The sequence below is a fragment of the Mucilaginibacter sp. UYCu711 genome, assembly GCF_050433825.1.
In the GTDB taxonomy this organism is placed as follows: Bacteria; Bacteroidota; Bacteroidia; order Sphingobacteriales; family Sphingobacteriaceae; genus Mucilaginibacter.
In genome coordinates, this window is the sequence record NZ_JBNPWM010000002.1 from 152021 (window position 1) to 176146 (window position 24126).

At 43.3% G+C, this 24126-nt stretch carries 25 protein-coding genes; 8 read left to right on the top strand and 17 right to left on the bottom strand.

The genetic code is table 11. The annotated features are described in order from the left end of the window. Positions 1 to 8: 8 nt before the first annotated feature. From ABIB50_RS04730 to ABIB50_RS04740, 3 genes are all read right to left on the bottom strand, one after another. Positions 9 to 248, bottom strand: a complete 240-nt coding sequence (locus ABIB50_RS04730) for a hypothetical protein (RefSeq protein ID WP_429377696.1) — start codon at positions 246 to 248, stop codon at positions 9 to 11. A gap of 69 nt (positions 249 to 317) precedes the next feature. Beyond that, positions 318 to 593 carry a hypothetical protein gene (locus tag ABIB50_RS04735; RefSeq protein ID WP_429377698.1) on the bottom strand — a complete coding sequence of 92 codons (276 nt, stop codon included), beginning with the start codon at positions 591 to 593 and terminating at the stop codon, positions 318 to 320. 1 nt (position 594) lies between these two features. Then, on the bottom strand, positions 595 to 1161 hold the full coding sequence (locus ABIB50_RS04740) for a sigma-70 family RNA polymerase sigma factor (protein WP_429377699.1): 567 nt from the start codon (positions 1159 to 1161) through the stop codon (positions 595 to 597). A 150-nt stretch (positions 1162 to 1311) separates the two neighbouring features. Here ABIB50_RS04740 and ABIB50_RS04745 point away from each other — a divergent pair, with 150 nt between their 5' ends. The 5 genes from ABIB50_RS04745 (at position 1312) to ABIB50_RS04765 (ending at position 5301) form a co-directional block, all read left to right on the top strand. Further along, positions 1312 to 2094 carry a DUF1223 domain-containing protein gene (locus ABIB50_RS04745; RefSeq protein WP_429377701.1) on the top strand — a complete coding sequence of 261 codons (783 nt, stop codon included), beginning with the start codon at positions 1312 to 1314 and terminating at the stop codon, positions 2092 to 2094. A gap of 107 nt (positions 2095 to 2201) precedes the next feature. Then, complete coding sequence (locus ABIB50_RS04750; RefSeq protein WP_429377703.1) at positions 2202 to 2900, top strand: cytochrome b/b6 domain-containing protein; 699 nt, start codon at positions 2202 to 2204, stop codon at positions 2898 to 2900. Then, a complete protein-coding gene (locus ABIB50_RS04755) occupies positions 2881 to 3660 on the top strand; it encodes a molybdopterin-dependent oxidoreductase (RefSeq protein ID WP_429377705.1) in 780 nt (259 codons plus the stop codon). Before ABIB50_RS04750 ends, ABIB50_RS04755 begins: the two co-directional genes overlap by 20 nt. An 11-nt stretch (positions 3661 to 3671) precedes the next feature. Further along, positions 3672 to 3878, top strand: coding sequence for a hypothetical protein (locus ABIB50_RS04760; RefSeq protein WP_429377708.1), 207 nt, complete (start codon positions 3672 to 3674; stop codon positions 3876 to 3878). A 79-nt stretch (positions 3879 to 3957) separates the two neighbouring features. Further along, positions 3958 to 5301 (top strand): MFS transporter, encoded by a 1344-nt coding sequence (locus ABIB50_RS04765; protein WP_429377712.1) that lies wholly within the window; start codon positions 3958 to 3960, stop codon positions 5299 to 5301. A gap of 29 nt (positions 5302 to 5330) precedes the next feature. Here the strand turns inward: ABIB50_RS04765 and ABIB50_RS04770 are convergent, their stop codons facing one another. From ABIB50_RS04770 to ABIB50_RS04785, 4 genes are all read right to left on the bottom strand, one after another. Next, on the bottom strand, positions 5331 to 6458 hold the full coding sequence (locus ABIB50_RS04770) for an alpha/beta hydrolase fold domain-containing protein (RefSeq protein WP_429377714.1): 1128 nt from the start codon (positions 6456 to 6458) through the stop codon (positions 5331 to 5333). Between the two features lie 23 nt (positions 6459 to 6481). Then, the gene (locus ABIB50_RS04775) at positions 6482 to 7093 is read right to left on the bottom strand and encodes a SprT-like domain-containing protein (protein WP_429377716.1); all 612 of its coding nucleotides are present in this window, start codon (positions 7091 to 7093) and stop codon (positions 6482 to 6484) included. 125 nt (positions 7094 to 7218) lie between these two features. Beyond that, positions 7219 to 9333, bottom strand: coding sequence for a ferrous iron transport protein B (gene feoB, locus ABIB50_RS04780; protein WP_429377718.1), 2115 nt, complete (start codon positions 9331 to 9333; stop codon positions 7219 to 7221). An 11-nt stretch (positions 9334 to 9344) separates the two neighbouring features. Continuing rightward, on the bottom strand, positions 9345 to 9560 hold the full coding sequence (locus tag ABIB50_RS04785; protein WP_429377720.1) for a FeoA family protein: 216 nt from the start codon (positions 9558 to 9560) through the stop codon (positions 9345 to 9347). 274 nt (positions 9561 to 9834) lie between these two features. Here ABIB50_RS04785 and ABIB50_RS04790 point away from each other — a divergent pair, with 274 nt between their 5' ends. After that, positions 9835 to 10287, top strand: coding sequence for a 3-oxoacyl-ACP synthase (locus ABIB50_RS04790; protein WP_429377722.1), 453 nt, complete (start codon positions 9835 to 9837; stop codon positions 10285 to 10287). Between the two features lie 29 nt (positions 10288 to 10316). Further along, positions 10317 to 10967: a YceH family protein gene (locus ABIB50_RS04795; protein ID WP_429377723.1), complete on the top strand. Its 651-nt coding sequence runs from the start codon at positions 10317 to 10319 to the stop codon at positions 10965 to 10967. Positions 10968 to 11024: 57 nt separating this feature from the next. Here ABIB50_RS04795 and ABIB50_RS04800 read toward each other — a convergent pair whose 3' ends face one another. From ABIB50_RS04800 to ABIB50_RS04815, 4 genes are all read right to left on the bottom strand, one after another. Then, a complete protein-coding gene (locus ABIB50_RS04800) occupies positions 11025 to 13967 on the bottom strand; it encodes an outer membrane beta-barrel protein (RefSeq protein ID WP_429377725.1) in 2943 nt (980 codons plus the stop codon). A 35-nt stretch (positions 13968 to 14002) separates the two neighbouring features. Then, positions 14003 to 14803, bottom strand: coding sequence for a hypothetical protein (locus tag ABIB50_RS04805; RefSeq protein ID WP_429377727.1), 801 nt, complete (start codon positions 14801 to 14803; stop codon positions 14003 to 14005). Between the two features lie 19 nt (positions 14804 to 14822). Next, the gene (locus ABIB50_RS04810; RefSeq protein ID WP_429377729.1) at positions 14823 to 15737 is read right to left on the bottom strand and encodes a hypothetical protein; all 915 of its coding nucleotides are present in this window, start codon (positions 15735 to 15737) and stop codon (positions 14823 to 14825) included. Positions 15738 to 15894: 157 nt separating this feature from the next. Then, complete coding sequence (locus ABIB50_RS04815) at positions 15895 to 17010, bottom strand: sensor histidine kinase (RefSeq protein WP_429377731.1); 1116 nt, start codon at positions 17008 to 17010, stop codon at positions 15895 to 15897. A 120-nt stretch (positions 17011 to 17130) separates the two neighbouring features. Between ABIB50_RS04815 and ABIB50_RS04820 the strand changes: the two genes are divergently transcribed. Next, a complete protein-coding gene (locus tag ABIB50_RS04820) occupies positions 17131 to 17844 on the top strand; it encodes a LytR/AlgR family response regulator transcription factor (protein ID WP_429377733.1) in 714 nt (237 codons plus the stop codon). On the opposite strand, the gene ABIB50_RS04825 is transcribed toward ABIB50_RS04820, so the two are convergent. The 6 genes from ABIB50_RS04825 to ABIB50_RS04850 form a co-directional block, all read right to left on the bottom strand. Next, complete coding sequence (locus ABIB50_RS04825) at positions 17841 to 18206, bottom strand: response regulator (protein ID WP_429377735.1); 366 nt, start codon at positions 18204 to 18206, stop codon at positions 17841 to 17843. The two genes, ABIB50_RS04820 and ABIB50_RS04825, sit on opposite strands and share 4 nt — an antisense overlap. A gap of 180 nt (positions 18207 to 18386) precedes the next feature. After that, a complete protein-coding gene (locus tag ABIB50_RS04830; protein WP_429377736.1) occupies positions 18387 to 19016 on the bottom strand; it encodes an NAD(P)H-dependent oxidoreductase in 630 nt (209 codons plus the stop codon). Between the two features lie 68 nt (positions 19017 to 19084). Further along, positions 19085 to 21292: a transglycosylase domain-containing protein gene (locus tag ABIB50_RS04835; RefSeq protein ID WP_429377737.1), complete on the bottom strand. Its 2208-nt coding sequence runs from the start codon at positions 21290 to 21292 to the stop codon at positions 19085 to 19087. Positions 21293 to 21399: 107 nt separating this feature from the next. Next, entirely contained in the window at positions 21400 to 22767 is a 1368-nt protein-coding gene (locus tag ABIB50_RS04840) for a hypothetical protein (protein WP_429377738.1), read from the bottom strand. 71 nt (positions 22768 to 22838) lie between these two features. Then, complete coding sequence (locus ABIB50_RS04845) at positions 22839 to 23234, bottom strand: HYC_CC_PP family protein (RefSeq protein ID WP_429377740.1); 396 nt, start codon at positions 23232 to 23234, stop codon at positions 22839 to 22841. Between the two features lie 151 nt (positions 23235 to 23385). Further along, positions 23386 to 24054: an OmpA family protein gene (locus tag ABIB50_RS04850; protein WP_429377741.1), complete on the bottom strand. Its 669-nt coding sequence runs from the start codon at positions 24052 to 24054 to the stop codon at positions 23386 to 23388. Positions 24055 to 24126: the final 72 nt, after the last annotated feature.

Sequence of the window (24126 nt, forward strand, 5' to 3'; positions counted from 1 at the left end):
TTGTTAATTTACATTTTTTTCATTTTACCGGTGTCCTTAGCCATTTTCCTGGCTGACATCTTATCCATCTTTTTATCCATTTTGGAATCCATTTTGGAATCCATTTTTTTGTCCATCTTCTTATCCATTTTAGCCATTTTCCCGGTATCTTTTTTCATTTTTTGATAAGGGGTGCCGGCTACTGCCGATAAAGAAAGTGTTGCTACGATGGTACCTGCAGCCAGGATTTTTGAAATAATTGCTTTCATGTTGTTTGTGTTTGATTTAATGTGTGTTTCAGGCTTAGTCGCAGCCTAAATCTGTTCCTTACAGCAAAATCAATTTTTATTTAATTCTTGTTCAATCCGGTGCTGTAAGTCTTGCTTAAAGGTATCATCGAGCTGCACTGCCGCATCGTTACTGCTTTTAAAAAGCTGCTGCACCATTTTATTAATTATGGCGCTTTGCTTATCAAAAATGCGGCAAACCGAGCAACCGTACAGGTGAATGCGCAATTCCATCTTTTCGCGCAGCGTAAGGCGGTCTATCAGCTTTTTTTCAATTAAAAAAGTAGCGCGCTTACAGTTGTATATTATCTTTTTTATCGGGCCCATTTTAAATCCATGTTTTTTGAAGGCAAGCCCTCAGGTTAAGTTTGGTACGGTGAATAATTACCCAGAAGTTGGAGTCGCTAACCTTTAATTCGGCGCAAATATTAGTAGTTGGCTGGTCCTCCATGTGCTTCATGGTAAAAACCGCCAGCCAAAGCGCGGGCAGTTTTTGCATGCATTGCTGCAATACTTTGTTAAACTCCTTAGTGTGCAGCGGGTCGGCGTTTTCTATTCCTATTTCGCGCGGATGATATTCTTCTTTCCAATGGCCATCCTCATAAAAGAAATCATAGTCAGGCTGGCGTTCAACTTTTGCATCAATGTTAGCCAGGCCGGATGACCTTTTACGGTACACATCTACTATCTTATTTTTAAGTATAGCTGTAAGCCATGTTCGTTCGGTGCTTTTGCCTTCAAATTTATCGGCGCGCTCTAATGCTGCCAAAAACACCTCCTGGACTAAATCTCGCGCCTGCTCTTCGTCGTTTATCCTGCTTATCGCGTAAGCATATAAATAATCGGCATGGTGTTCAACCCATTTATGTGGGTTTAATAAAGATGTGGCTAACATTTTAGTATTATGTTGTTTATATAGTATTAGTCGCAGATATGGGTAAACCCTTACAAGAAAAAGATATATCAAATAAAAATATTAAATTTATTGTAAGGAATGTACTTGCAGCACGACCAATTGCGTATATAACCTGTAACTATTTGCAAAATGAGAGTCTTCAAAATATCCATATTAACAGCTGCTATTGCCGTATTTGGCTTTGCTGCTGCCGCGTTTATAAGCGCAAAGCCTTATAAAGCTAATAACACGGCCGGTAAAGGCTTTGCAGTAATTGAGTTGTTTACATCCGAAGGCTGCTCAAGCTGCCCGCCTGCCGACGAGCTGGTATCAAGGATTCAAAAAGAATATAAGGACCAACCTGTATATATCCTGGCTTACCATGTTGATTATTGGAACCGTTTGGGCTGGCGCGATGTTTTTAGCAATGCAGCCTACAGCGCCCGCCAATACGAGTATGCTAAATATTTAAAGACCCCGCAGGTTTATACCCCGCAAATTGTAGTTAATGGCAAGAAAGAGTTTGTAGGATCAGAAGAAAGAACATTGCGCAATGCTATTAAAGGCAGTTTAAAGCAAGATGCACCGGCACAAATAATTTTAACTGCCTTAAAGGTTGATGGCAATAAAGCCACCCTGCATTACCAAACCGAAGGGAACGGAAATAACAGCGTATTGCTTTTGGCATTGGTGCAAAAAAACGCCGTAAGCAATGTAAAGGCCGGCGAGAATAGCGGCCGCAAACTGGCGCATGTACAGATCATCCATGAATTAAATAGCGTGGTATTAACCAATGGCCGTGGCGGCATGGAAAGTATTAACTTGCCAAAAGAATTTAACCCGCAAGGCTGGGAAGTTATAGCGCTGATACAAAATACCAATACCGGCGAAATTGTGGGAGCAACGAAAGCAGGGTTCGCACCAAGCGCCTAATATGTCGTCTCGAACGATAGTGAGAGATCTATACAAGCAAGCGGATAACTATCTTTGTATAGATTTCTCCCATTGGTCAAAATAACAAAACGTATAATTAAACAAACGTGAAACAAATAAAAGAAAAACACTCCTTAGCCATGCGCTGGTGCCACTGGGTAAATTTCCCGGTGCTAACCATCATGATATGGAGTGGTATGCTGATCTATTGGGGGGATGACGAATATAAATTCACCCTGTTTGGGCATACCTTCTTTAAATTTTTCCCGGATTGGTTCAACACCTTTTTTAATATCCCCCGGCGACTATCAGAAGGTATGGCCTGGCATTTTTTGTTTATGTGGTTCTTTATCCTTAACGGGATATTTTATGTGGCGTATACCCTGATATCGGGCGAATGGCGCGAGCTTGCCCCTCAAAAAAAATCGTTTAAAGAAGCCTGGCTGGTTTTGCTGCATGATCTGCATATCCGCAAAATGGCGCCGCCGCAAAACAAGTATAATGCCGCGCAGCGGATTGCTTACACCGCCATCATTATAATGGGTATCGGCTCGGCAATTACGGGGGTGGCTATTTATAAACCCGTGCAATTTTATTACCTGGTGTGGTTATGCGGGGGCTATCATTTTGCCCGCATTATCCATTTTGTACTAACGCTGGGCTATGTTTTCTTTTTTGTGATCCATATTGTACAGGTTTTCCTGGCGGGATGGAAAAACTTTAGTTCGGCCATTACAGGTTTCGAAGTTGTTGAAACCAAGCCGGCTCCAATAATTGAAAAAAAACATGACGAAGAAAAAAGTTAAAAAGCCGCTTACTATCGAGCAAAAGATAACCCGGCGGACGTTTCTTTCGTTCGGGGTGTTTGGCGCGTTGGCAACCGGAGCGGTTTTTGGATATAAATGGCTATACAACTCGCCGATGGAGGTTAAATCCATAACCGGCGGCGAGCGGATACCGTTACGCCGCGCGCTTAATAAAACTGAGCTGGCTGTGCGCCGGCTGCTTTACAGCGAAAAGCACCTGGTTAAAACCTATCCAAAATCAATGGCTGCGAAAAACGTTAGGGAAAACAGCGATATTGGTTTAGAGAGCAGGATCGATCTTGCTGCCTGGAAACTGGAGGTTTGCAAAAGCAACGGCGAGCAACTGTTAATAACCATCGAGCAGATAAAAGCCCTGCCTAAAACAGAGATAGTTTTTGATTTTAAATGCGTTGAGGGCTGGGACCAGATCCAGCACTGGGGCGGGGTGTCTTTCAATGACTTCATCAAACATTTTAAGCTGGATGCAGAAACCAGGCTGGACTATGTAGGCATGGAAACGCCTGACAAACTATATTACGTAGGCCTGGATATGGATAGCGCGCTGCACCCGCAAACACTATTGGCTTATGAGATGAATGATAAGCCTGTCCCGCTTAACCATGGGGCGCCATTAAGATTGATCATCCCGGTTAAATACGGCGTTAAAAATTTAAAACGGATCGGCTCAATCACCTTCAGCAACACCCGCCCGCGCGATTACTGGGCCGAGGTGGGGTATGATTATTATTTGGGTTTGTAAATAGCTTTGCAATGAAAGTTCTATTAAATATAAAAGACGAAAAAGCCGATTTTATTCTTGAAGTCTTGGAAAATTTTAAAGATGTGAAAGTAACCCACCTTTCAACTCAAAAAGCAAATATACTTTGGGGAATAAAAGAGGCCATTGAAGAAGTAAAGCTAATTCAAGCAGAAAAACTCTCCGGCATACCTGCTAAAAATATATTAGACGAGCTTTAAAAGGCTCTGTTAGTATCCCTCTACACCCTTTTCATCTTAAATTCATTATCTTATTTTAATATTAGCATATTGCAATAAGATGCCCGTTGTAAAGTTTCCGTTCAGAAAACAGTTGGCTTATACCTGCGGGATGATAGGCTGGAGTATGATGACCAATACCATCATTGTTATGCTGCCGTACTTTTATTTACCGCCATCAAACTCGGGCCTTAAACCTTTTGTACCGCAGCTGCTTTTATTTGGGGTGATCAATATCTTATCGCTGATTGCCGCGTCGGGCAGGTTTGTTGATGCCGTGTACGATCCGTTAATCGCTTCGTTTAGCGACAAAAGCACCAATAAAAAGGGGCGGCGCATCCCGTTTATGAAATGGGCCATCTTACCCGCCGTGTTTTTCTTTTGTTTAACATTTTACCCGCTGGTTAAAGGCGAAAGCATGTATAATGCCTATTGGCTTACTGTTAATATGATCTGTTTTTTTATGGGTGCCACCACCTATATTATCCCTTACAACGCGCTGCTGCCCGAGCTTACAGAAACCGCTGCCGAAAAGGTTAAGCTATCGTCTTTTCAGCAAGTGGGATTTATTATAGGTATCGTATTCTCGGCGCTGATAAACAACTTTGCAGACCTGGTACAAAAATTATTTACCGTAACCGACCGTGATGCTGCCGTACAATATACCATTTGGAGTATGAGCCTGCTGGCCGGCTTATGTATGCTGGTACCGGTGATGTTTATCAACGAGAAAAAATATTCAAGCGGGAAACCATCCCATTTACCCTTCTTGCCTGCTATCCGCGCAACTTTTAGTAACAGCAACTTCAAATATTACCTGGTTTCTGATTTTTCGTATTACATGGCGCTCAGTATCATATCAAGCGGGTTGCTTTATTTTGTTACCGTGTTGTTGCACCTGCCCGAGTCGAAAGGCGGGGTATTAATGGGGACCATGGTGCTGTTTTCGCTGGTGTTTTACCCGCTCATAAATTACCTGTCAAAAAAGATCGGCAAGAAGCCTATTGTGCTATTTTCATTCGGTTTATTGAGCCTGATATTTATAACCATATTTTTCTTGGGTAAGCTGCCGTTTTCTTCCAACGTGCAAATCTATACATTAGTGCTGTGCGCGGCATTTCCGTTAGCATCGTTGGGGATCTTGCCTAACGCTATCCTTGCCGAAATTGCAGAACGCGATGCCGAAAAAACCGGCGAAAACCGTGAAGGGATGTTTTTTGCAGTAAAATACCTGTTTGTAAAATTAGGACAGACCTTAGGTATAGCCCTGTTTGCCTTCTTAACCATTTATGGCAAAGACCCCGGCGATGATTACGGGCTGCGCTTAAACGGAATTTGCGGCTGTGTACTGTGTATCCTGGCCCTCATTGTATTTAGCCGGTTTAAAGAAGTGAGAACGAGATAATAAATTATCCTCACGCCCTTCCTCCCCCTTCAGGGGGCCGGGGGGCTAACCGCTTTCAAAAACCGTTCAACCGCATAGGTTGACAACTGACCGCCGGGTCCGTTCAATATAAAATCAAATCCATGCGTGGCCCAGGGTAGTTTTAGCCAATAATGTTTAATGCCGTTTTTGGCCAGCTTTTCGTTTAACCTGCGGCTATGCTCGTAAGCTACCAGCACATCGCTATGGCCGTGGATGATGAGCGTTGGTACCGATGTTTGATCAACAAACTCAATTGGCGAACTTGCTACATAATTTAGCGGTACTTTAGCATACGATCCGCCCAGGTAAGCTTCCATCACCCCGCGCGAGTCCATGATCCATGGGTTGGCAGGAAGAGAATAACCCCAAACCATATCGGCAGGGCCGTAAAAATCTATTACTCCTTTAATGCCTTTGTCGTGCAGGGTGTAGGCCGCCAGCAGGGCTATTTGCGCACCAGCAGACCGGCCCAGTAAAATAAAGTTGTTAGTATCAATATTCAGTTGGTTGCTTTCCTTCCGCAGATATGTTAAAGCTTCTTTAAGATCCATAACCGCTGCCGGATTTTTATATTTTGGCGCCATACGGTAATCTATCGAAACCACGTTGTAACCCTTGCGGGCAAGGTAGCTGTTTAACTCGGGCAGCTGTGCTTTATCGCCTTTGGCCCATGAGCCGCCATGCACTACAATAACGCAGGGCTTTTTACCGGCCAGCTGGCTTGGATAATAGTTTAGGGTTAAGGCCGTATCGGCATAATTAATATAAGTTAAGGTTTTGCCGGCGACGTCTTTAGTGGGGATAAACATTTTACCAAAACTAAACGGCCGCCCGTTATCACCTTCGGTTAAGTTAAATGCTGTATTAAGCTCATCTTTTAAAGTACCCGCAACTGCATATGCCCTTACAATGGGCGATAGGTACAGGATGATAGACAGAATCCCGATAATGGTCCCCGCCAATTGATAATTCCTGATCCAAAATCCGGATGCCACCAATACGGCGCTTATCGTCACAAAAACTAAGGGGAACTCGGTTACTACAATGGCCAGCAGCCAGAGATAATAAGCCGGCGCTTCAAATACTGCCAGTAGTGATATGAGGAAAAAGATTAAAATCAATGATAACCGGGTCATGCGCCTGTTTTAAAGGATAAATATTAGTCGGCTATAAGTTCAACTTCGGCAACCGGGCTAAATAAATATACCCGTTTAGTTGTAAGTTCTATGCATTTATACCGTTTACGCAGTTTCTCTTCCTTGCGGAAAACGCGGCCGTCCTTCAATTTAAACACGGCGTGCATGGGTAGCTTTTCAACCGTATGGATATCTTCCTTAGGCGCGTCGTATTTACGTAATGAGCGATATAGCGTCAGATCAGAACAACTGGATGCTGCGGGATTATTCAGATAGCTAACAATGGCATGCTTAACATCCGGCGGGAAAACATCTTTTTCAAAAAACGGCTGCATCATTTTTTTGAAGTTGTTTTTCCATTCGGTGCCATGGGGTTTGGCTTTTTGCTTATGCTCGTTCCAGGTATGCAGGTGCGCAAACTCGTGTACGGTGGTTACCAAAAAAGCGTAGGGGTTAAGGTCGTAATTGACAGAGATGCGGTGCCCCTTGCCATCAAATGGTGCGCGGTAATCGCCAAACTTACTGCCGCGATTGCGCGAAATTTTAAACTCGCATTTAAAGTAGTCTATCCAGCGGCCAATTAAGGGAGCCGCGTCAGGCGGAAGATACTTTTCTAAAACTTTTACTTTATCCAATTCTTACCTCAAATCAAAGATAGTGGTTTTGGAGCTGAAAGCATAAAGACTAAAGTTAAAAGCTTTTTTATAATTGATAGGCGTTGGCTTTTTGCTTTGGTCTTTTCGCTGTGGGCTTAAGCGCTTTACCTCAATAACTGGTACACCACAAAACTTACCACATAAGCCAACACGGTCATATAAGCAAATTGTATGGCCGGCCATTTCCAGCTTTTGGTTTCGCGGAAAACAACGGCCACCGTGCTGGCGCACTGCATGGCAAAGGCATAAAACATCATTAACGAAAAAGCTACCGCGAAGGTAAATACCGGCTGCCCGGTTTGCGTGTTTTTAGCCTGGTGCATCTTTTCCTGTACCGACTGGATATCATCTACACTACCGTTTACGCTGTAAATGGTGGCCATGGTCCCCACAAATACCTCGCGCGCGGCAAATGAGGTAATCAGCGCAATGCCTATCTTCCAGTCAAACCCAAGCGGGCGGATAGCGGGTTCAATAACATGGCCCAGCACGCCGGCATACGAGTTTTCTAATTTTTCTGTCGCGATATCGCGGCTTAGCTGATCGGCGCTGATGTTTTGAGTGTATTGCGGCTGTTTGTATTTAGCATCTATCTTTTCAAACCGGTCTCCGGGGCCATAGGAGGCCATCACCCATAAAATTATTGATACAGCAATAATAACCTTGCCTGCCTGCACAACAAACGATTTAGAGCGCTCATACATCGAATAGGCAACGTTATTCCACCGCGGCATCCGGTAAACAGGCAATTCCATTATAAAATATCCGCGCTCGCGGCTTTTTAATATCAGCTTAAACACCCAGGCCACCACCACTGCCGATACCAGGCTGAAAACATACATACCGGTTAACGCCAACCCCTGCATGTTAAAAACCCACCAAATGTTTTTATTAGGTACCACCAGGGCTATCAACAAAGTATAAACGGGTAAACGGGCAGAGCAGGTAACCAGCGGCGTAACCATAATGGTTATCATGCGGTCCTTCCAGTTTTCGATGGTCCGCGTGCTCATAATAGATGGAACCGCGCAGGCAAAGCCACCAATCAGCGGCACTACCGATTTACCGTTCAGGCCAACCTTCCGCATCAGCTTATCCATCATAAACGTAACCCGCGACATATAGCCGGTATCTTCCAGTATGGATATAAAGGCAAATAATATAGCTATCTGGGGGATAAACACCATTACACCACTTAAGCCGGCAACAATACCATCGGCCAGTAAATTAACCAGCGGTCCGGCTGGTAAGGTTTTATGCAGGGTGTTTTGGATCCATACAAAAGCAGTATCTATCAGCTCCATCGGGTAGGCCGCCCATGAAAATATGGCCTGGAACATAAACATCAGTATGGCAAAAAATATAATAAAGCCAAATACCTTATGGGTTAATACCTTATCTATTTTATTGCTTAACGTTTCGTCCTGCGCCGTGTCGGGCACCTTAACGGTATCGTACAGCAATTCGTTAATGGCACTGTAGCGGGCAATGGTTTCGCTACCCTGTGCTTTTTGTGTGTGGAAAGAATGCTCCTTCTCCAACTCCTCAATCCTGGCCGACTGTTCGGTCGTCAAAAATTTTAGTGTTTCATGCTGATGTGCAAGCTGTAACGCAAAGTAAGGGTTATCAATATTTAGCTCGCGGCTTATGCTGTCTATCAGTTGCGGGGCTATACTGCGTACATCAATGCTGTCTTCCTGTAAAGCAATCTTGTTAGCGTAAGTTATAGCCGTTTTAAGCTCATCTATTCCCTCCTGTTTACGCGCGGCTATTGGCACCACCTGCACGCCAAGGGTTTTTGCAAACAGATCGACATCAATAACAATGCCCGACTTATTAGCCAAATCCATCATGTTTAAGGCGATGATGACCGGGATCTTGAGATCGGCAACCTGACTGTATAGTAGTAAATTTCTTTTAAGATTTGAAGCGTCAAGGATAACAATAACCAAATCAGGGCTTAGCGCGTTTGCCCTGTCGGCCAATACAGAAAACACAATAGATTCGTCCTGGCTTTTTGGATAAAGGCTGTAAGTGCCCGGCAGATCGACAATTTCGGCTATGCGCCCATCAGGTAGTTTGGTATAACCTACCTTTTTATCAACCGTAACCCCCGGAAAATTTCCTATTTTTTGGTTTAACCCTGTAAGTACGTTAAAGAGCGTTGATTTACCGGTGTTCGGGTTCCCTGCAAGTGCAACTCTTATATCGGCTTTCAACTACTTAAATACTATTGCAAAATTATGGTTGATGCTTCGCGTTTACGCAGGCTCAACTGGTATCCTGATACGTTTATGGCAATTGGGTCGCCCATGGGTGCAATTCTGTCAACTCTTATCTCTTCGCCGGGCAGGCATCCCATCTCCATTAATTTAACCGACATTTCCAGATCAGTAAACTCTTTTACGATACCTTTTTCTCCTACTTCAAGTTGCGAAAGCCTCATATATTAAACATTAACGCACAAATGTATCTCTTATTTAAATTAAATCCAAATAAGAACAGTGGATTTTGTGCGAAGCTTTCTCCTATTGTAAAAATAACACTAACAAACTAAAAAAAAGTTGGATGTATATACAACTGTTATTATAAAAAATCCCGATATTTGTAGGATTATCTGTAGGCTCTAGCCTACAATGTGATAAGGTTTAGGTTGAAAGTCCCCAAGCAGCGAGTGTGCGGGGACTTTTATTTTGCCTTATATTTTTACATTTACACCTGTGAGCAAATTAAAAGAAGCTTTATATCGGCAATGTATGGACTATGTGCAACAGCGCATGGCAGCTGCACAGCAAGGCATTGACGAGGCACAACAAGCAGCAAAAGACGATACCAAAAGCAGCGCAGGCGATAAGTATGAAACCGGCCGCGAAATGGCACAGCAGGAAACAAACCGCAACATGGCCCAGCTTACGGAGGCCAATAAACTAAAAATAGCTTTAAACTCCATTACTACATCGGGGGTTACCAACCGGGTTGAAAACGGTAGCGTAGTGACAACCAACAACGGCAATTTTTACATCGCCATAAGCGCCGGCGTGTTAACTGTTAATGGCGATAGCTACTTTGCTATATCGCCAGCGTCGCCAATTGGTTTAAAAATGAAAGGCCTGCAGGTAAAGGATAAATTTAATTTAAACGGGAAGCTGTATAAAGTAGAAAGTATTTTATAAGTTCACCGTACCAATTTAAATACTTTTTTATGGATACGCCACAAACCCTGCCTGTACTTGATGTTGCCGAATTACGCGTGTTAGGCGCGCTAATGGAAAAAGCCCGCACCACGCCCGACTATTACCCTATGACAATTAACGGCCTATCAGCCGCTTGTAATCAAAAAACATCGCGTAAGCCGGTGGTTCAATATGATGACGAAACGGTAATGAACGCGTTAAATACATTAAAGCGCCGCGGGCTGATCTCGACCGCTACGGGTGGCTCTATCCGGTCGGTCAAATACAAGCATAATTTTGCTATTGTTTTTCCGTTGATACCGGCAGAGCTGGCTATTATTTGCCTGTTGATGTTGCGCGGCCCGCTAACCCCGGGCGAGCTAAATACCAACGCAGGCAGGTTATGGGAGTTTGACTCGATAGAAGAGGTACAGGAGGTATTAGATAAACTGGCCGGGGGCGATATGCCATACGTGGTACAACTACCCAAGCGCCCGGGCCAAAAAGAAGCGCGCTACGCGCATTTATTAGCAGGTATACCCGAAATAAGTGATGATGATTTTGACGACGAACCTACAGGTAGGAGCAATAGCGGCCTGGAAACCCGCCTTGCAAAAGTTGAGCAGGAGTTAACCGAACTTAAAGAAGCGTTTGATAAGTTGATGAAAGAATTGACATAGCGCTATAAAAAAAGCGACAGGATTAGCCCCGTCGCTTTTTTTATACAGCTTATAGCGTTAGTTATATATAAAGCTACCATCGCCACGGCGGTTCATACGTTGGCCGTTGCGTTGCGGTGTACCACTCCATTTTTGCAGGTTAAGGCGCAGGCCTACCATAAAATAACGGCTTAAAGTATTTGATATAGTATTGGTTACCCCGCTTGCGGTTACGCTTTGTTGCAGGTAGTTATTTTGGTGCAGCAAGTCATAAACATTAAATGTTAATACCAGGTTTTTTCTTGCCAGGAACTCTTTTTCAAACCCGGCATTTATAATAAATGGAGTTGTGTTACCGCCGGTTATACCAGTTATATATTTTTTAGTGGCATCGTAGTTAATTTGCCATGTTTTAAAGAAGTACATACGGCCGGTAATACCCAACGAGGTTGTATTGAGCTGCGTTGAGTTTGATGTCACCGTTGATGTGGTGGTTGGTGGCAGCGTTGTAAAGTATCTTGAAACATCATAACCAATAAACGGATTGATCTCGAAGTTTTCGTTAGGGGTTATCCGCGGGCCAAAGCGCTCGTCGAAGCGCCAGTTTGTTTGATGATACAGGATGCTATTGCTCATTGCCGGCGTATAGCTATACGTTACATTTCCGTTTAAGGAAAGGTTTACTGCACGCTCATTTGATTGTTTAGCGACGTTATACCTTGCTACAATGTTTTTAGCACCACTTAAGTTAATGTAATGCGTTTCATAAATAGTTCTGTACCTGCTTTTTGTAGGATCAACAGGGTCAATAAAAATAGGAATTGACAACTGCAGCGTGTTTTGTGTGATAGCGTTATCAACCTGGCTGGCGGTTACCCCTAATGAGAAGTTGAATTTAGAATTTGCTAAATAATTATTGTATTGCGCGGTTAGCGAGTGTGTAAATGATGGTTTCAGGTCCGGGTTACCAACTACAATATTATTTGGATTTGAGATATCGGTAAATGGTTGTATTTCGGTAAAGTTTGGTTCCTGGTTGCGGCCGTTATAATTCAGCGTGAAACGCTCTGTTCTTGACCACGCATAGGCAAACCTAAACGCCGGTATTACCCTAAAGTTACTGATCGATGTTTCGGCATTTGTGCCAACTGCCGCGTTAAGTTTAGTACCACTTAAATTAAACGGAACCGCGGATGCGCCTAAAGAAAGCGTAAGCTTGGTGCCATTGTACCTATAACTCAATGTACCACGCGTATCGGTAACATTGTAGTCATAAATACTGCTGTATTTTGCAACCGGGTGTACTGTTCCATCTTTTGCCACTGTATCCTGTAATGATATCGAGCTATTGTTCCTCCGGCTTAAACTTGCGCTAAATTCCAAAACCGACATGGTGCTTAACGGCTCGACATAGGTTAATGAACCAGAGTAGGTAGTGGTATTATTGGTTCGGTTTGTTAACACATGGGCTGTCGAGTCTTTTATTATCGTATTTTGAGTAGCATCTGCATAGTTAAGATACCTTGTGTTTTGTTCGCCATCTGTTTTGTTGTCAGACCGGCTTATACCAAACTGCAATGAGAAATTTCTTTTTGGCTTTTTAAACACGTGCAGATAAAAGGCTGTAAGCCCGTAACTGCTGCTGCTGTTTAAGGTAGAGTTAGTCCCGTTTGTTGTCTGGTGCTCAAAATTGGTATAGTTATTTACGTTATCGCTGTATGAATTATTAGCACTTGTTGAATTGGTATAACTAAAGTTTGGCGTTAATTGCAGGTAATTGGCGCTATCCAGGTTAATATCCATCTCGTATCTCAGGTTATGCGATTTGCTATCTCTTTCTGAAGTACTTTTGGTAACAAAGTCGCTATTACCACGAGTAGTGTAACGGGTGCCATACTGATCATTAATAGCATTATTATTATTGAAAGTATAAGCATAACTGCCTATCACCTGGATGTTCTTACTCCACTGGTCGCGGTAGTTAAATGACGGGGAGCCCGAATGTGTTGTTCCACCACTTGCACCGTTGCCGCCGCCACCACCGCCGCCGCCACGGGCGTTGTTACCTACACCTATACCGCCACCGCCATCATTGGTTGCGCCGCCTTGCAAACCTGAGGATGCGACACCCAATACAGTATTACGCAAATTGCCTATAATACCTATTTGCTGGTTAGCATTAATACGCTGTGCAAAAACCTGTGCATTGTATCGGCCTGCGCTACCGTATTGCCCGGTTATTCTTGCCGTATTACCTACAGATCTATCGGCCCGGGTGGTAATATTCAATACCTTTTGCGGGTCGCCTTCTTTAACGCCGGTACGTGCCGCCTGATCACCATAATCATCAACGATCTGTATCTTTTCAACAATGTCTGCCGGTAAGTTTTGTATGGCCTGGGCAACGCTGCCGCCAGAGTATTCTTTGCCGTTTAATTTAGCTTTCACTACTTCCTGCCCCTGGTGGGTTAATGATCCGTCTGTGCCAACTTCCATGCCCTCCATCTTTTTCAGCAACTCATCTACTGTCGCGTTTTCGCGCACTTTATAGTCGCTGGCCCGATACTCAACCGTATCTGTTTTATACGTTACGCTTGGTGTGCCGTTAATGGTTACCAGCGCCAGTTCTTTCGAGTCGGTTTTTAGTGTTATAGGGTCAAGCACCACATTCTTTTTAGTGTCGCTAAATGCATATTTCTGTACAAATGGCAGCGCTCCTACATATTTAATAGTGATGTTAAAGGTGTTTTGCTTAACGCCTTTAATAATAAATACGCCGTCTTCGTTAGTAGCTACGCTAATAGTATCTGTTTTTGACTTTAATATAATTGTAGCTCCTATAACGGTTTGTCCACTTGCGTCTTTTACAATACCGCTTACATCTCTTGTAGCCAACGGCGGTGGTAGCGGGGCCGTTGTTGTACGGCTTGGTAAATTTGGCCGGTTTTCCCGCCCCTCCTGCTGTGCAAATACCGATGCCGATAACAAGATAAGGGCAGCTATAGTGAGTAATTTTTTCATTGTTAGTATAATGTGAGTTATATGGGTAGTATGTATTAGTCTTTCTTTGCCAAAGTGTATTTACCCCAAAAATCGCTTGGGGTAACCAGGTCCATAAAGTCGAGCGCGTTTCGGCCACCGGCTCCGCCGCCACCTCCGCCACCGCCGCCACCACCACCGGGACTACGTCCTGGTATTTTGAAACCGGTAAGTGTTACGTTATAAGCCATTTCTTTGGCGTTATCGACCTTAAGATTAAGCAGCCTGAGTGGCACGGCCATCTCAAACGTTAAAGCAGCACCATCAAAGTTTATAGCGGTCTTTATGCCCTCTTCGTTATATATTGAAATAATTGTATCGGGTATGCTTTTAATGCCCAACACCTTTATTTGCTTCGCGGCCAGGATCGTACGCTCATGTACGGCACGCATAAGTTGCGTATCTGCACCGGCATTGCGGTTTTCGAAACGGTTGCTCATCCCTCCGGCCAATCTTTCAGGGTGTTCAATTACCGGGAAAGTTATCGCGTATCCGTCTTTACTTTTCTTTTTTCCGTCGGTGTTAATTGTTAATGTAATACCGCCTGCAATAATCTTAGCCGTAGTTGTAAAATCGGTTGATTTAGCTGTCAGGTATATATATTTTTCGTCGTTAGATAAAATGTATAGCAACCGGGTGCTTCTATTATAAGCCTGGAAATTATTACCCCACTCATTCAGCTTGCCGTCAATTTTTATGGGGGATGGTGCAGCCATGCTGCCAAGTTGTATATCCTTTAGCTTTTTAGCAGGGTTTTCCTGCGCAAATAAGCTTGCCGATAACAGTATTAAAATTCCTATAGTAACTAATCTTCTCATTTTGTCTGTTAGCAGTATCTTATTTTTTGGCTAATGTGTATTTCCCCCAAAAATCATTTGGGCTTATCAGGTCCTGGAAATCTATGCTGTTTTTGCCGCCGCCGCCGGGACCACCAGGGCCGCCAAAAGTCATCATACGCATGCCACCGCCGCCGCCGGGACCATCGCCACCACCCGGAGGAGGCCCGCCGCCGTTATCAGACATCATCCTGAAGTTTAATTGCAGGCCATTTAACTTAATATTGTAGGCTATTTCTTTGCTATCGCCTGCTGCCAATGCCATTAACTTAAGCGGAACGGCCAACTCGTAAATAAAAGCGCCGTCTTTGTCATAGTTTATAGCTGCTTTAATGTTGTATTCGTTATAGATAGCTATCAGCGAATCAGGGATATCTTTAAACCCAAATACCTTAATTTCTTTAGCGGCATTGATCACACGGTCTTGCATTGCTTTTTGCATTGCCGAATCAGGTGCTGCAGGGCGGCCGCCGCCACCCGGGCCGCCAAATGTCATTAACCTCATGCCGCCACCTTGCGCGCCACCCGGTGCACCACCGCCGCCACCCGGACGGCCCATAGTTGAGCGAAGAGGATACGTAAGGCTATAAGCATCTTGTTCTTTCTTTTTATCAGCGGTGTTAATTGCCAGTGTTAAGCCACCTGCCACAATTTTGGCCTTAGTGGTCATGTCTGATGTTTTTACTACCAGGTAAAGGTTTTTCTCGTCGTTAGCGATTGTATAATATAAGTGGGTGCTTTTGTTATAGGCTTGAAACTCGTCGTTCCAATCATTAAGTTTACCATCAATTTTTACAGGCGATGGTGCAAACAGGTTATTGGCCTGCACATCTTTTAGTTTTTTGGGTGTTTCCTGCGCAAATAAACTTGTTACAGTCAGCAAGAGTAAACTTGTTAGGGAGGTAAGCTTTTTCATTTTTAAATTAAATAGGGTGCCCGCTTTCTACCAGGCATTGATAAGGTTAATAATCGATTAGTAAAGTACGAAATAAAGTATGCCATCCCTGTTATTGTAGCGACAAATTTACTTATAGGTGCAACAGGCACATTGTATTTAATTGAGTTGTACATCATTAGCTTGCTAAATAAATACTAAGATCTATCGTAAAAACTTCGCCGGTATTAGCAATATCCAGGTTATGTTTGCCGGGATATAAGATGGCTAATCTGCGCTTTACGTTGCTTATGCCAATACCAGAGTTATTGTCTTTCGACACATCCATTGGGCTAACCTTATTGGTTACTTTAAAATGCATTAAACGGGTATCGGCATCAATCGAAATTGAAATATCAATAACCGGGTTCTCTACCATGCCGGTTCCATGCTTAAACGCGTTCTCCACAAACGGGATCAACAGCATCGGCTCTATAATATATAGATCGGTATCGCCCTCAATAGCTATGTTCATTTTTACGTTGCTTCCAAAGCGCAGCATCTGCAGATTGATATAGCTTTTTATGTATTCGATCTCCTTGCTCAGGAAAACCCGATGATCATCGCTTTCATACAACATATAGCGCATTAATTGCGATAGGTTCATGATAGCCGGCTCCAGGTCATCTGACTTTTTACGGGCCAGCGACACCAGGTTATTCAGGATATTAAACATAAAATGCGGGCTTATCTGCGAACGCAAAAACGTTAGCTCTGTTTCCAGATGCGCTGTTTCGCGTTCTTTCAATAATTGCTGTTTGGCGCGGTTATCTAATATTATGCGGTAACACACGCTGCATAATATGGCTATCAGTGGTGATATGAACGGGATAAAATCAGCCGGACCGCCAAAGCCCCTTCCGCCGCGACGCCATCTTTTTTCTTCGCGCGGGTGGTGCTCCTGTAATGAATCAACGACTCTCCTGAATTGATGCCCCGTGCGCGGGCCATGTGGCGGCTCGGCACGTAGTAAATACCAGCAAAGCCAGTATAAACCTAATGCGACAATGAGCCCGAAAACATACCACCATATTTTTTTATTTAAAAGCGGATAAACAAGATAAGTATGAATATAAAACAAACACAGCAACAAAAAGTTACCGGTAATGATATTGATAATAAAGCGATGGCGTACTTCTTCCGGAAGGCTGTTATTTCCGTCGAGACTCACCAAAAAAGGCAGTACCAATACCAAAAACCATATTACAAATGGCATGGCGAAAAGAAACCAGCGGTTGTCAAGCAGTTTTTTCATACTACAAATAAAACCACTATTTAGCACAACAAAATATTTATGAGACCAGCACCCTCATTGTTGCGACGAAACCCAATTACATTATGATAATAACTTAGTAATATTGTACAAACCAACACCATGAACTGTATAATAATAGACGATGAACCACTTGCCCTTGAGCTTTTAGCCGATAATATCGGCATGGTTGAAAAGCTTACCCTGGTGGCCAGTTGCAGCTCGGCAGCGCAAGCTATGCTGGCGTTAAAGGATCACCAGGTCGACCTGATCTTCTGCGATATACAAATGCCCGGCATCAGTGGTTTGCAGTTTGTAAAGAGTCTGACCCAAAAGCCCCTTATTATATTTGTGACAGCTTACGACCAGTTTGCGCTGGATGGGTTTGAACTGGATGTAGTTGATTACCTGCTTAAGCCCGTGGCGGTTGAGCGTTTCCTGAAAGCCTGCAACAAAGCCATCACTATTTTTGAGCAAGCTAAACGGATGGGCGAACAGCCTGAAACAGAAAAACGCCGAAAGTATATTTTTCTTTATGCTGATTATAACCTGATAAAAGTAAACCACGAGGATATTACCTACATAGAAGGGTTAAAAGATTATGTGAAGATCTATTTGTCCAACTTGCCTAAGGCAATAATATCAAGGGTTACTATTAAATCGTTAGAGAGCCAGTTGCCGGCTGATGATTTTTTTAGAGTGCATAAATCATACATCGTCAATTTAGGCCATGTACATTCTATCCGTAAAGGCAGGATCAAGATCGCTGATGTAGAAATCCCGTTCAGCGATAGTTATAAAGATGTTATCGACCGGATGACAGGTAAGTTTAATTAAGCCGCCAATTGATACGCCACCATATTAACTAAACGGTCTACATCAAATGGCTTGTATAATACGTCATTAGGGCAACCCGGCTTGTTCATGGTTAATTGCAGGTTATCACGGCCGGTGCACATAATTATAGGCAGATGTTTGGTATCCGTGTTTCCTTTTATTTCTTTACATATTTCAAGGCCATCTGCCCCGGGTAACATTAAGTCTAAAATAACAAGGTCAGGGTTATTGGCTTTAATCTGGTTAATTACTTCATGGCCGCTACCCAGGGCTATTACCTCATAGCCCTTATTGTTTAAAATATAAGTCATTATCTCTATTATAAACTCGTTATCGTCCACAATTAATATTTTTTTACCCATTGTTTTGCATTTTAGTATATCATTGCAATTGCCATGCCGAATTAACAATAAGTTAAATTTTTAGCCAACAAAAAAGCGATGCGGTCCCTCAACCACATCGCCCAATAAATGTCCCCACCGGGGGGACATAAAATTATTTTAAATTCTCTGCCATTGGCAGAAAGATTGGAAAAATTATACTTATATATGTATAAATAACTCCGCTTTTGGCCTGCGTACTTTTGCAGCTTTACTCAGTACATCATCTTCGGCACGGAAACCTATTGGAGCTATAACAGATGTTGTTAAGCCCAGTTCTCTTAATCCTAATATCTCGTCAAACCTGCCGGCTTCAAAACCTTCCATTGGGCAGGCATCAATACCCTGGTCGGCAGCAGCGCTTAGTAATACACCCAGGGCAATGTAAGCCTGCTTATGGTTCCAAACAATTTTAACATCCTCGGTCATCCGGTTAATGTTGTGGGTAATATTAGTCTCAAAACCTTCCAGGGTTGCGCGGTCTATACCCCGGGTAGCGGCAATGCGTTCTATATACGTTTTTACATAGGCGCTATCCAAATTAGTCTCGGCTGCAAAAACTATTATGTGCGATGCTGTGGTTAACTGCTGTTGCCCACGTGCGGCTTCGCGCAATTGCTCTTTTACCTGCGGATTTTCAACCACAATTATACGGTAAGCCTGTAAGCCCGCCGACGATGGCGCCAACTGCACCGCATCTAATAAAGCGTTTAATTGTTCGGCGCTCAGTTTCTTTGTTTCGTCGAATTTTTTGGTGGCATAGCGCCAGTTTAATTTATCTATAAGTGACATTTTTTGTTTTCATTTAATTTCCGTCAAAATTAAATGTTTAAACATTTATTGTTGTCACACCATAGTAATTATAATTTACCCTGATCTTTAAGTGCCTGCTTCTTTGCCTTAATATCGTCTTTTATAGCTCGTTTTTCCTGTCGGATTTGTTTGCCGGTTTTTCCGGTAGTGATTATCGCATCTATTCTTTGCTGCTCTTCCTCCTTCAACATTTTTTCAGTTTTCTGGGCAACAGTGTCTTTCTTGCCAAATAGGCGCTGGAAAAAGTTTGGCTTTTTAACTGCCGGCTCTTCTAAAATAGGTAGAGATATATTAAGATCATCATCAGTAGGTGCATTCAACATTTTATTTGCAGCCGCCGAATCAACCGTTGCAACCCTGCGTCGCAGGCTTTCTTTTAAATATACGGTATAAAACCCGTACGAGCTGCTATCCGCCTGCGCGAAGCCCCTGCCCATCATCATCCTGCCCAACGAGTTAAAATAGTTTTCCAGTCCCGGCCGTAAGCTGCCATCCGGCAAGAAGGCATATAACCCGGCTTTGGGCCTGGGTACAATGCTGGCCAAAAATATACTTTCGCCCAGGGTCAGTTCAGACGGCGATTTACCAAAGTAATACTGCGCAGCTTCGCTGATACCATAAATGCCCGGACCCCATTCTATAATATTAAAATACACTTCCAGCATCCTGTCCTTGGTCATGATATTGTTGTTCTCAATCATCCAAACTATCAGGATCTCTTCTATTTTACGGGCCAGTGTTTTCTTACGGGTTAAAAATGTATTCTTAACCAATTGCATAGATATGGTACTGCCGCCGCGTTTAAACTTGTGCTCTTTAATATCGGTAATAATGGATTGCCTTATGGCTTTTTCAACAAAGCCGTGATTTTTGTAAAAGGTTGGGTCTTCGGCTGTCATAACCGCGTTACGCAGATAGGGCGACATTTCTTCCAACGGCGTAAAACCTGGATTTTCCGGCCCGATAATGTGAGACGCCATTGGTTTGCCCTTTTCATAAGGCGTATATACAAAGGTTTTATTAAGCTTGCTTAAGTCTGTTTTTCCGTATGCTACAATGCGAAAATCGGCATCCTTATCCATCCGCGAATCAAACTTTAAACTGTCGGGCCGCTCATTGTTTAAATAAAAATTAGCCGAGTAGTTTAACTTGCCCGTTACTTTAATCCCATCTAATGTTTCAAACATCCCGGTAGGGAACGAGTCGAAAATGTCCTGCGCGTTTTGCCAGCCGGTATTTATTTTAAGCTCGTAAATTTTAACCGGGTTAAGCGTGTATTTAACGAACGGATGTGCGCTCATTTTCTTTAGGTGAATAACCGACGAACTATCCAGTGATACATAATTTGTCCCCACAAAAACATTAGCCGCGATAGAACCATCCTGTACTATGATATCATTGGCTGCTAAGCCCGGTTGGTTTACTAACAGGTTATGGGCACTGCAATACGTTTCTATCCGTGTTTCGCCATCGCTATGCTTAACATTGTTTAGCTTGATGGTCAGGTTATCAAAGTTTACGCGGGCATGGAAACGCTTTTCAATAAACGGTATCTCAACTTTTCCTTTCTCGGCATAAAGCTTAACATCTATTTCCTTATCACTTGGGTGCATGGTGCCCGCAAAATGCCAGGTAGCAACGGTGTCGTTTATTTTTATGGTTGATGTCAGGTCGCCATCATCAATTTTAGCGGTTTGCGTAAGCAGCTTTAATTGGGCGCTATCGTTGGTGAATGATACCAGGAAATTATCGACCGTTAAGTTATCGGGGATCTTGTAAAGCACCTGTTTAATCAGGTTGTTTGACAGCTCACTCAGGTCGACCTTGGTGTGGGTTAGTACAGAATCCTTTTTCTTTTTAAACAGGAAATCGAAGTTTTTAACCCCCTTAATATCCGTAAGGTTTAAATGGGCATTAAACAGATCAACATTTGCCAGCTTAATATTGCCAAACAATAACGGCCATAGTTTTATGCTTACATCAAAATGTTTAATGTTTAACAGGCTATCGCGATTTTCGGGAACTATAGTAATCCCCTCACAGGTAACTGTTGTTAGTCCGGTAAAATGTGCCGAGGCTATTTGAAGATCTAAATGATAAAGGCGTTTTGCTTTGGCTTTAGCTTTAGCTATCTGGCTTTGTAAAATGGCTTCGCGTTTACTGTAGGCAATGTACCCGGCCATAAGTAGGATAACAAGTAGTGTAGCAGCTATAATACCCGCCAGGCGGATGTATTTAGGATTAAGGCGACGCATCAAAAAAAATTTATCAAAACTAAACTAAATTGTAAGGATACAAACGTTAGGATCGTTAAAATGTTTCCTTGTTACGGGTGCGCCGCCTTAATTTAAATGCTATTTGCTTACATATCCATCATATCATGTCCCATTTTCATCATTGACGGATTAATACGCAGGTAAACCTGGAAGCCCGTGGGCGTAGACCCGTAATAGCTTTTCAGGACTGATGGCGATACGTTTAATGTGCCTTGTACGCCTAAAGTAAGGTCGGTGTTTTTTGCGGAACCTAACCTGTAGTTAGTTCCGAGCGTAAGCGCATGAATATTAAAGTTTGGATTAGCAGGAAACGCGGCGTGCATATCCAGTTCATCAGCGTCTTTCTGTACAAATTCATAACGGCCATAAATAGCGGCACGGCTTAGCTGCAGGCTGTTTTCCAATAAAACAGAAGGCTGAGTTTTACCATTGTCTGAATAATGATTTTGCCCATAAACCAATGTGGTGGCTACATAGCTATCATCGCTCAACATTTTAGTGTGGATGGCCGATGCGGTAAAGCGATTAACATTTTGCATTGGCTCGTGCTCCTCCGGGCTATGGATCCAGCCATCAGACACCTGCAGGGCCCATTGTTTTGACGGGTTGTATGACAGGCGCAGCGAATAGCTATCCAGATTCAGCTTATCAAAATTGTACCTGAACTCATCCGGCTCACGGCCGGTAAAGGTTGAGCCTTCCAGCTTGATATCCTTATACCTAAACCCCAAAGTTGTTACACCGAAGGCAATGTGGGTGGCGTCCTGGTAATGGTGGCCCAATGGCGCGTTTGGATCATTCATTCCGGATAAGCGGTGCATAAACACCGGCGGACCGAATGCAGGTTCACCGGGATAGCCAAACGAAACAGAGATGTCGGTGTTTTTTGCAACACGTTGGGTGTAAGCAACAACCAACTCAGCAAACAGATCATGCGGGTGCTGGCGGTCGACCAATTGATTCCCCTGGTACGATTCGCCCGTTTGGAATAACAAGGGGTATCCACCCGCACCTACTAAAAACGGATCGAGCGAGAGCATGGTGTTGATACTAAACAGGCCATTGCTGCCCACCTTGGTTTGCGTCATACCCATTATCATATTAGGCACATCAAACTTTGAACCGCCGCGTGGCCCCGATTGGTTGTTATACCGCGCGAAAAAACTACCGTGGATCATGGTCATCCATTTTTTTCCGTGGATCATGTAAGCATACATCGGCGACTCATCGGGCACCCAGGAGGTACCCGAACCATCCCGGTTCATCGGCAGGTCGAGGGAGAATTGGCTGTTCATTTTCATGGATCCCATATCCATGTTCATCATATCATCGTCCATTTCAACGCCATTCATCATGTGGGTATGGCGTTTTATTTTGGTGGTATCGGTGTTAGTTTGCTGGGCAAACAGGGGGGTAGTTGCTGCCATTAACAGGGCAGTTAAGTATATTTTCATGATATAAAATTAATCGTAAACAAAAACACACAACAGTTAACCTATTGTGCAACACAAATGATGAACTTTAATCAAATACGAAGGGAGCAGTTTTTAATATACTGTGCCGCTTTGCCTGAAGAGGCCGGCGGAGGATCGGGGGGAGTACTACCTGAAAGTTTTTGTAAAAGCTCTTTTTGTGCCGATAAGAAGTAATCGCCGAAAGAAATTTCGGGCAGCTCAAACGCAAATATTTTAGAAAGTATTGATGGCGATTCGCCCTGGTGAGCATCTTTAACTTTTACATCAACCAGCTTATCGCTGCAGCACCTCATTTTTTTAACTGTAATAGGTTTACAGCTTTTGGCAGGCCCGTTAATTTTTACAGAAGCCAATACATCGCCACAATAATGAAGATTAAGCGCAAAGCCCAACACGGTAATGATATATACCTTTGTTAAAAAAAGCGTAGTTAATCTTTTTATCATGCAACAAAGCTAAACTTAACTTATTTGAAATACAAGAGGCAAAATGTTAAATAGTTGTTAATCGTTTAGTTAATAGCAATTTATGAGTACTGTAAATACAAAAGCCCCACCTTAACAGGCGGGGCTCCATAAAAACTATATAGCTGATATTTTAATTGCCTTGCGCGGCTTGTTTCTTCATTTGGTCATTAGCTACAATGGCTATCTCAACCCTGCGGTTTTGCGCACGGCCATCAGCAGTAGTATTATCTCCAACTGGCTCAGATTCGCCTTTGCCGCTTGTGGCTAAGCGTGAAGTGCTAACATTATCAGCCGCTATAAAAGAGCGCACTGCTGATGCACGACGTATAGAAAGGTCCATATTATGTTCAGCTGTACCCGTATTATCGGTATGCCCAATTATAGTTATGTTTGTTTCCGGGTTATTTATTAACGATGTAGCAAGGTTATGCAAATTTGTTTTTGCAGCGGGTTTAAGATTTGCCTGATCGACATCAAATAATATACCCGAGTCGAAGTTCACCAAAATACCTTCGCCTTGTCTTACTACTGTTGCTCCCGGTACGCTTTGTTTAATCTCTGCTGCTTGTTTATCCATTTTATGGCCAATCACTGCACCTGCTGTACCACCTACGGCGCCACCAATTATTGCTCCTAATGCGGTATTACCGGCACTACGCCCAATTATTCCGCCTATCACACCACCGGCGCCGGCGCCTATGGCTGCACCTTTTTGAGTTTTGTTTAAAGAGCTACATCCTGTGCCAAATAGGCTAAGTGTAAGGGCCGCGGCTACAATACTGTTTCTAATTGCTTTCATGTTGTTTTTATCTTGTTATATCATAGCAAGGCAAAGGCAATGCCAACAGAAGATAAAATTTACTTTAAGCCC

Bases quoted from the DNA above. Each gene is read 5' to 3' on its own strand.
- ABIB50_RS04730 (WP_429377696.1), bottom strand. From the start codon at position 248: ATGAAAGCAATTATTTCAAAAATCCTGGCTGCAGGTACCATCGTAGCA.
- ABIB50_RS04735 (WP_429377698.1), bottom strand. From the start codon at position 593: ATGGGCCCGATAAAAAAGATAATATACAACTGTAAGCGCGCTACTTTT.
- ABIB50_RS04740 (WP_429377699.1), bottom strand. From the start codon at position 1,161: ATGTTAGCCACATCTTTATTAAACCCACATAAATGGGTTGAACACCAT.
- ABIB50_RS04745 (WP_429377701.1), top strand. From the start codon at position 1,312: ATGAGAGTCTTCAAAATATCCATATTAACAGCTGCTATTGCCGTATTT.
- ABIB50_RS04755 (WP_429377705.1), top strand. From the start codon at position 2,881: ATGACGAAGAAAAAAGTTAAAAAGCCGCTTACTATCGAGCAAAAGATA.
- ABIB50_RS04760 (WP_429377708.1), top strand. From the start codon at position 3,672: ATGAAAGTTCTATTAAATATAAAAGACGAAAAAGCCGATTTTATTCTT.
- ABIB50_RS04765 (WP_429377712.1), top strand. From the start codon at position 3,958: ATGCCCGTTGTAAAGTTTCCGTTCAGAAAACAGTTGGCTTATACCTGC.
- ABIB50_RS04770 (WP_429377714.1), bottom strand. From the start codon at position 6,458: ATGACCCGGTTATCATTGATTTTAATCTTTTTCCTCATATCACTACTG.
- ABIB50_RS04785 (WP_429377720.1), bottom strand. From the start codon at position 9,560: ATGAGGCTTTCGCAACTTGAAGTAGGAGAAAAAGGTATCGTAAAAGAG.
- ABIB50_RS04795 (WP_429377723.1), top strand. From the start codon at position 10,317: ATGGATACGCCACAAACCCTGCCTGTACTTGATGTTGCCGAATTACGC.
- ABIB50_RS04800 (WP_429377725.1), bottom strand. From the start codon at position 13,967: ATGAAAAAATTACTCACTATAGCTGCCCTTATCTTGTTATCGGCATCG.
- ABIB50_RS04805 (WP_429377727.1), bottom strand. From the start codon at position 14,803: ATGAGAAGATTAGTTACTATAGGAATTTTAATACTGTTATCGGCAAGC.
- ABIB50_RS04810 (WP_429377729.1), bottom strand. From the start codon at position 15,737: ATGAAAAAGCTTACCTCCCTAACAAGTTTACTCTTGCTGACTGTAACA.
- ABIB50_RS04815 (WP_429377731.1), bottom strand. From the start codon at position 17,010: ATGAAAAAACTGCTTGACAACCGCTGGTTTCTTTTCGCCATGCCATTT.
- ABIB50_RS04820 (WP_429377733.1), top strand. From the start codon at position 17,131: ATGAACTGTATAATAATAGACGATGAACCACTTGCCCTTGAGCTTTTA.
- ABIB50_RS04825 (WP_429377735.1), bottom strand. From the start codon at position 18,206: ATGGGTAAAAAAATATTAATTGTGGACGATAACGAGTTTATAATAGAG.
- ABIB50_RS04830 (WP_429377736.1), bottom strand. From the start codon at position 19,016: ATGTCACTTATAGATAAATTAAACTGGCGCTATGCCACCAAAAAATTC.
- ABIB50_RS04835 (WP_429377737.1), bottom strand. From the start codon at position 21,292: ATGCGTCGCCTTAATCCTAAATACATCCGCCTGGCGGGTATTATAGCT.
- ABIB50_RS04840 (WP_429377738.1), bottom strand. From the start codon at position 22,767: ATGAAAATATACTTAACTGCCCTGTTAATGGCAGCAACTACCCCCCTG.
- ABIB50_RS04845 (WP_429377740.1), bottom strand. From the start codon at position 23,234: ATGATAAAAAGATTAACTACGCTTTTTTTAACAAAGGTATATATCATT.
- ABIB50_RS04850 (WP_429377741.1), bottom strand. From the start codon at position 24,054: ATGAAAGCAATTAGAAACAGTATTGTAGCCGCGGCCCTTACACTTAGC.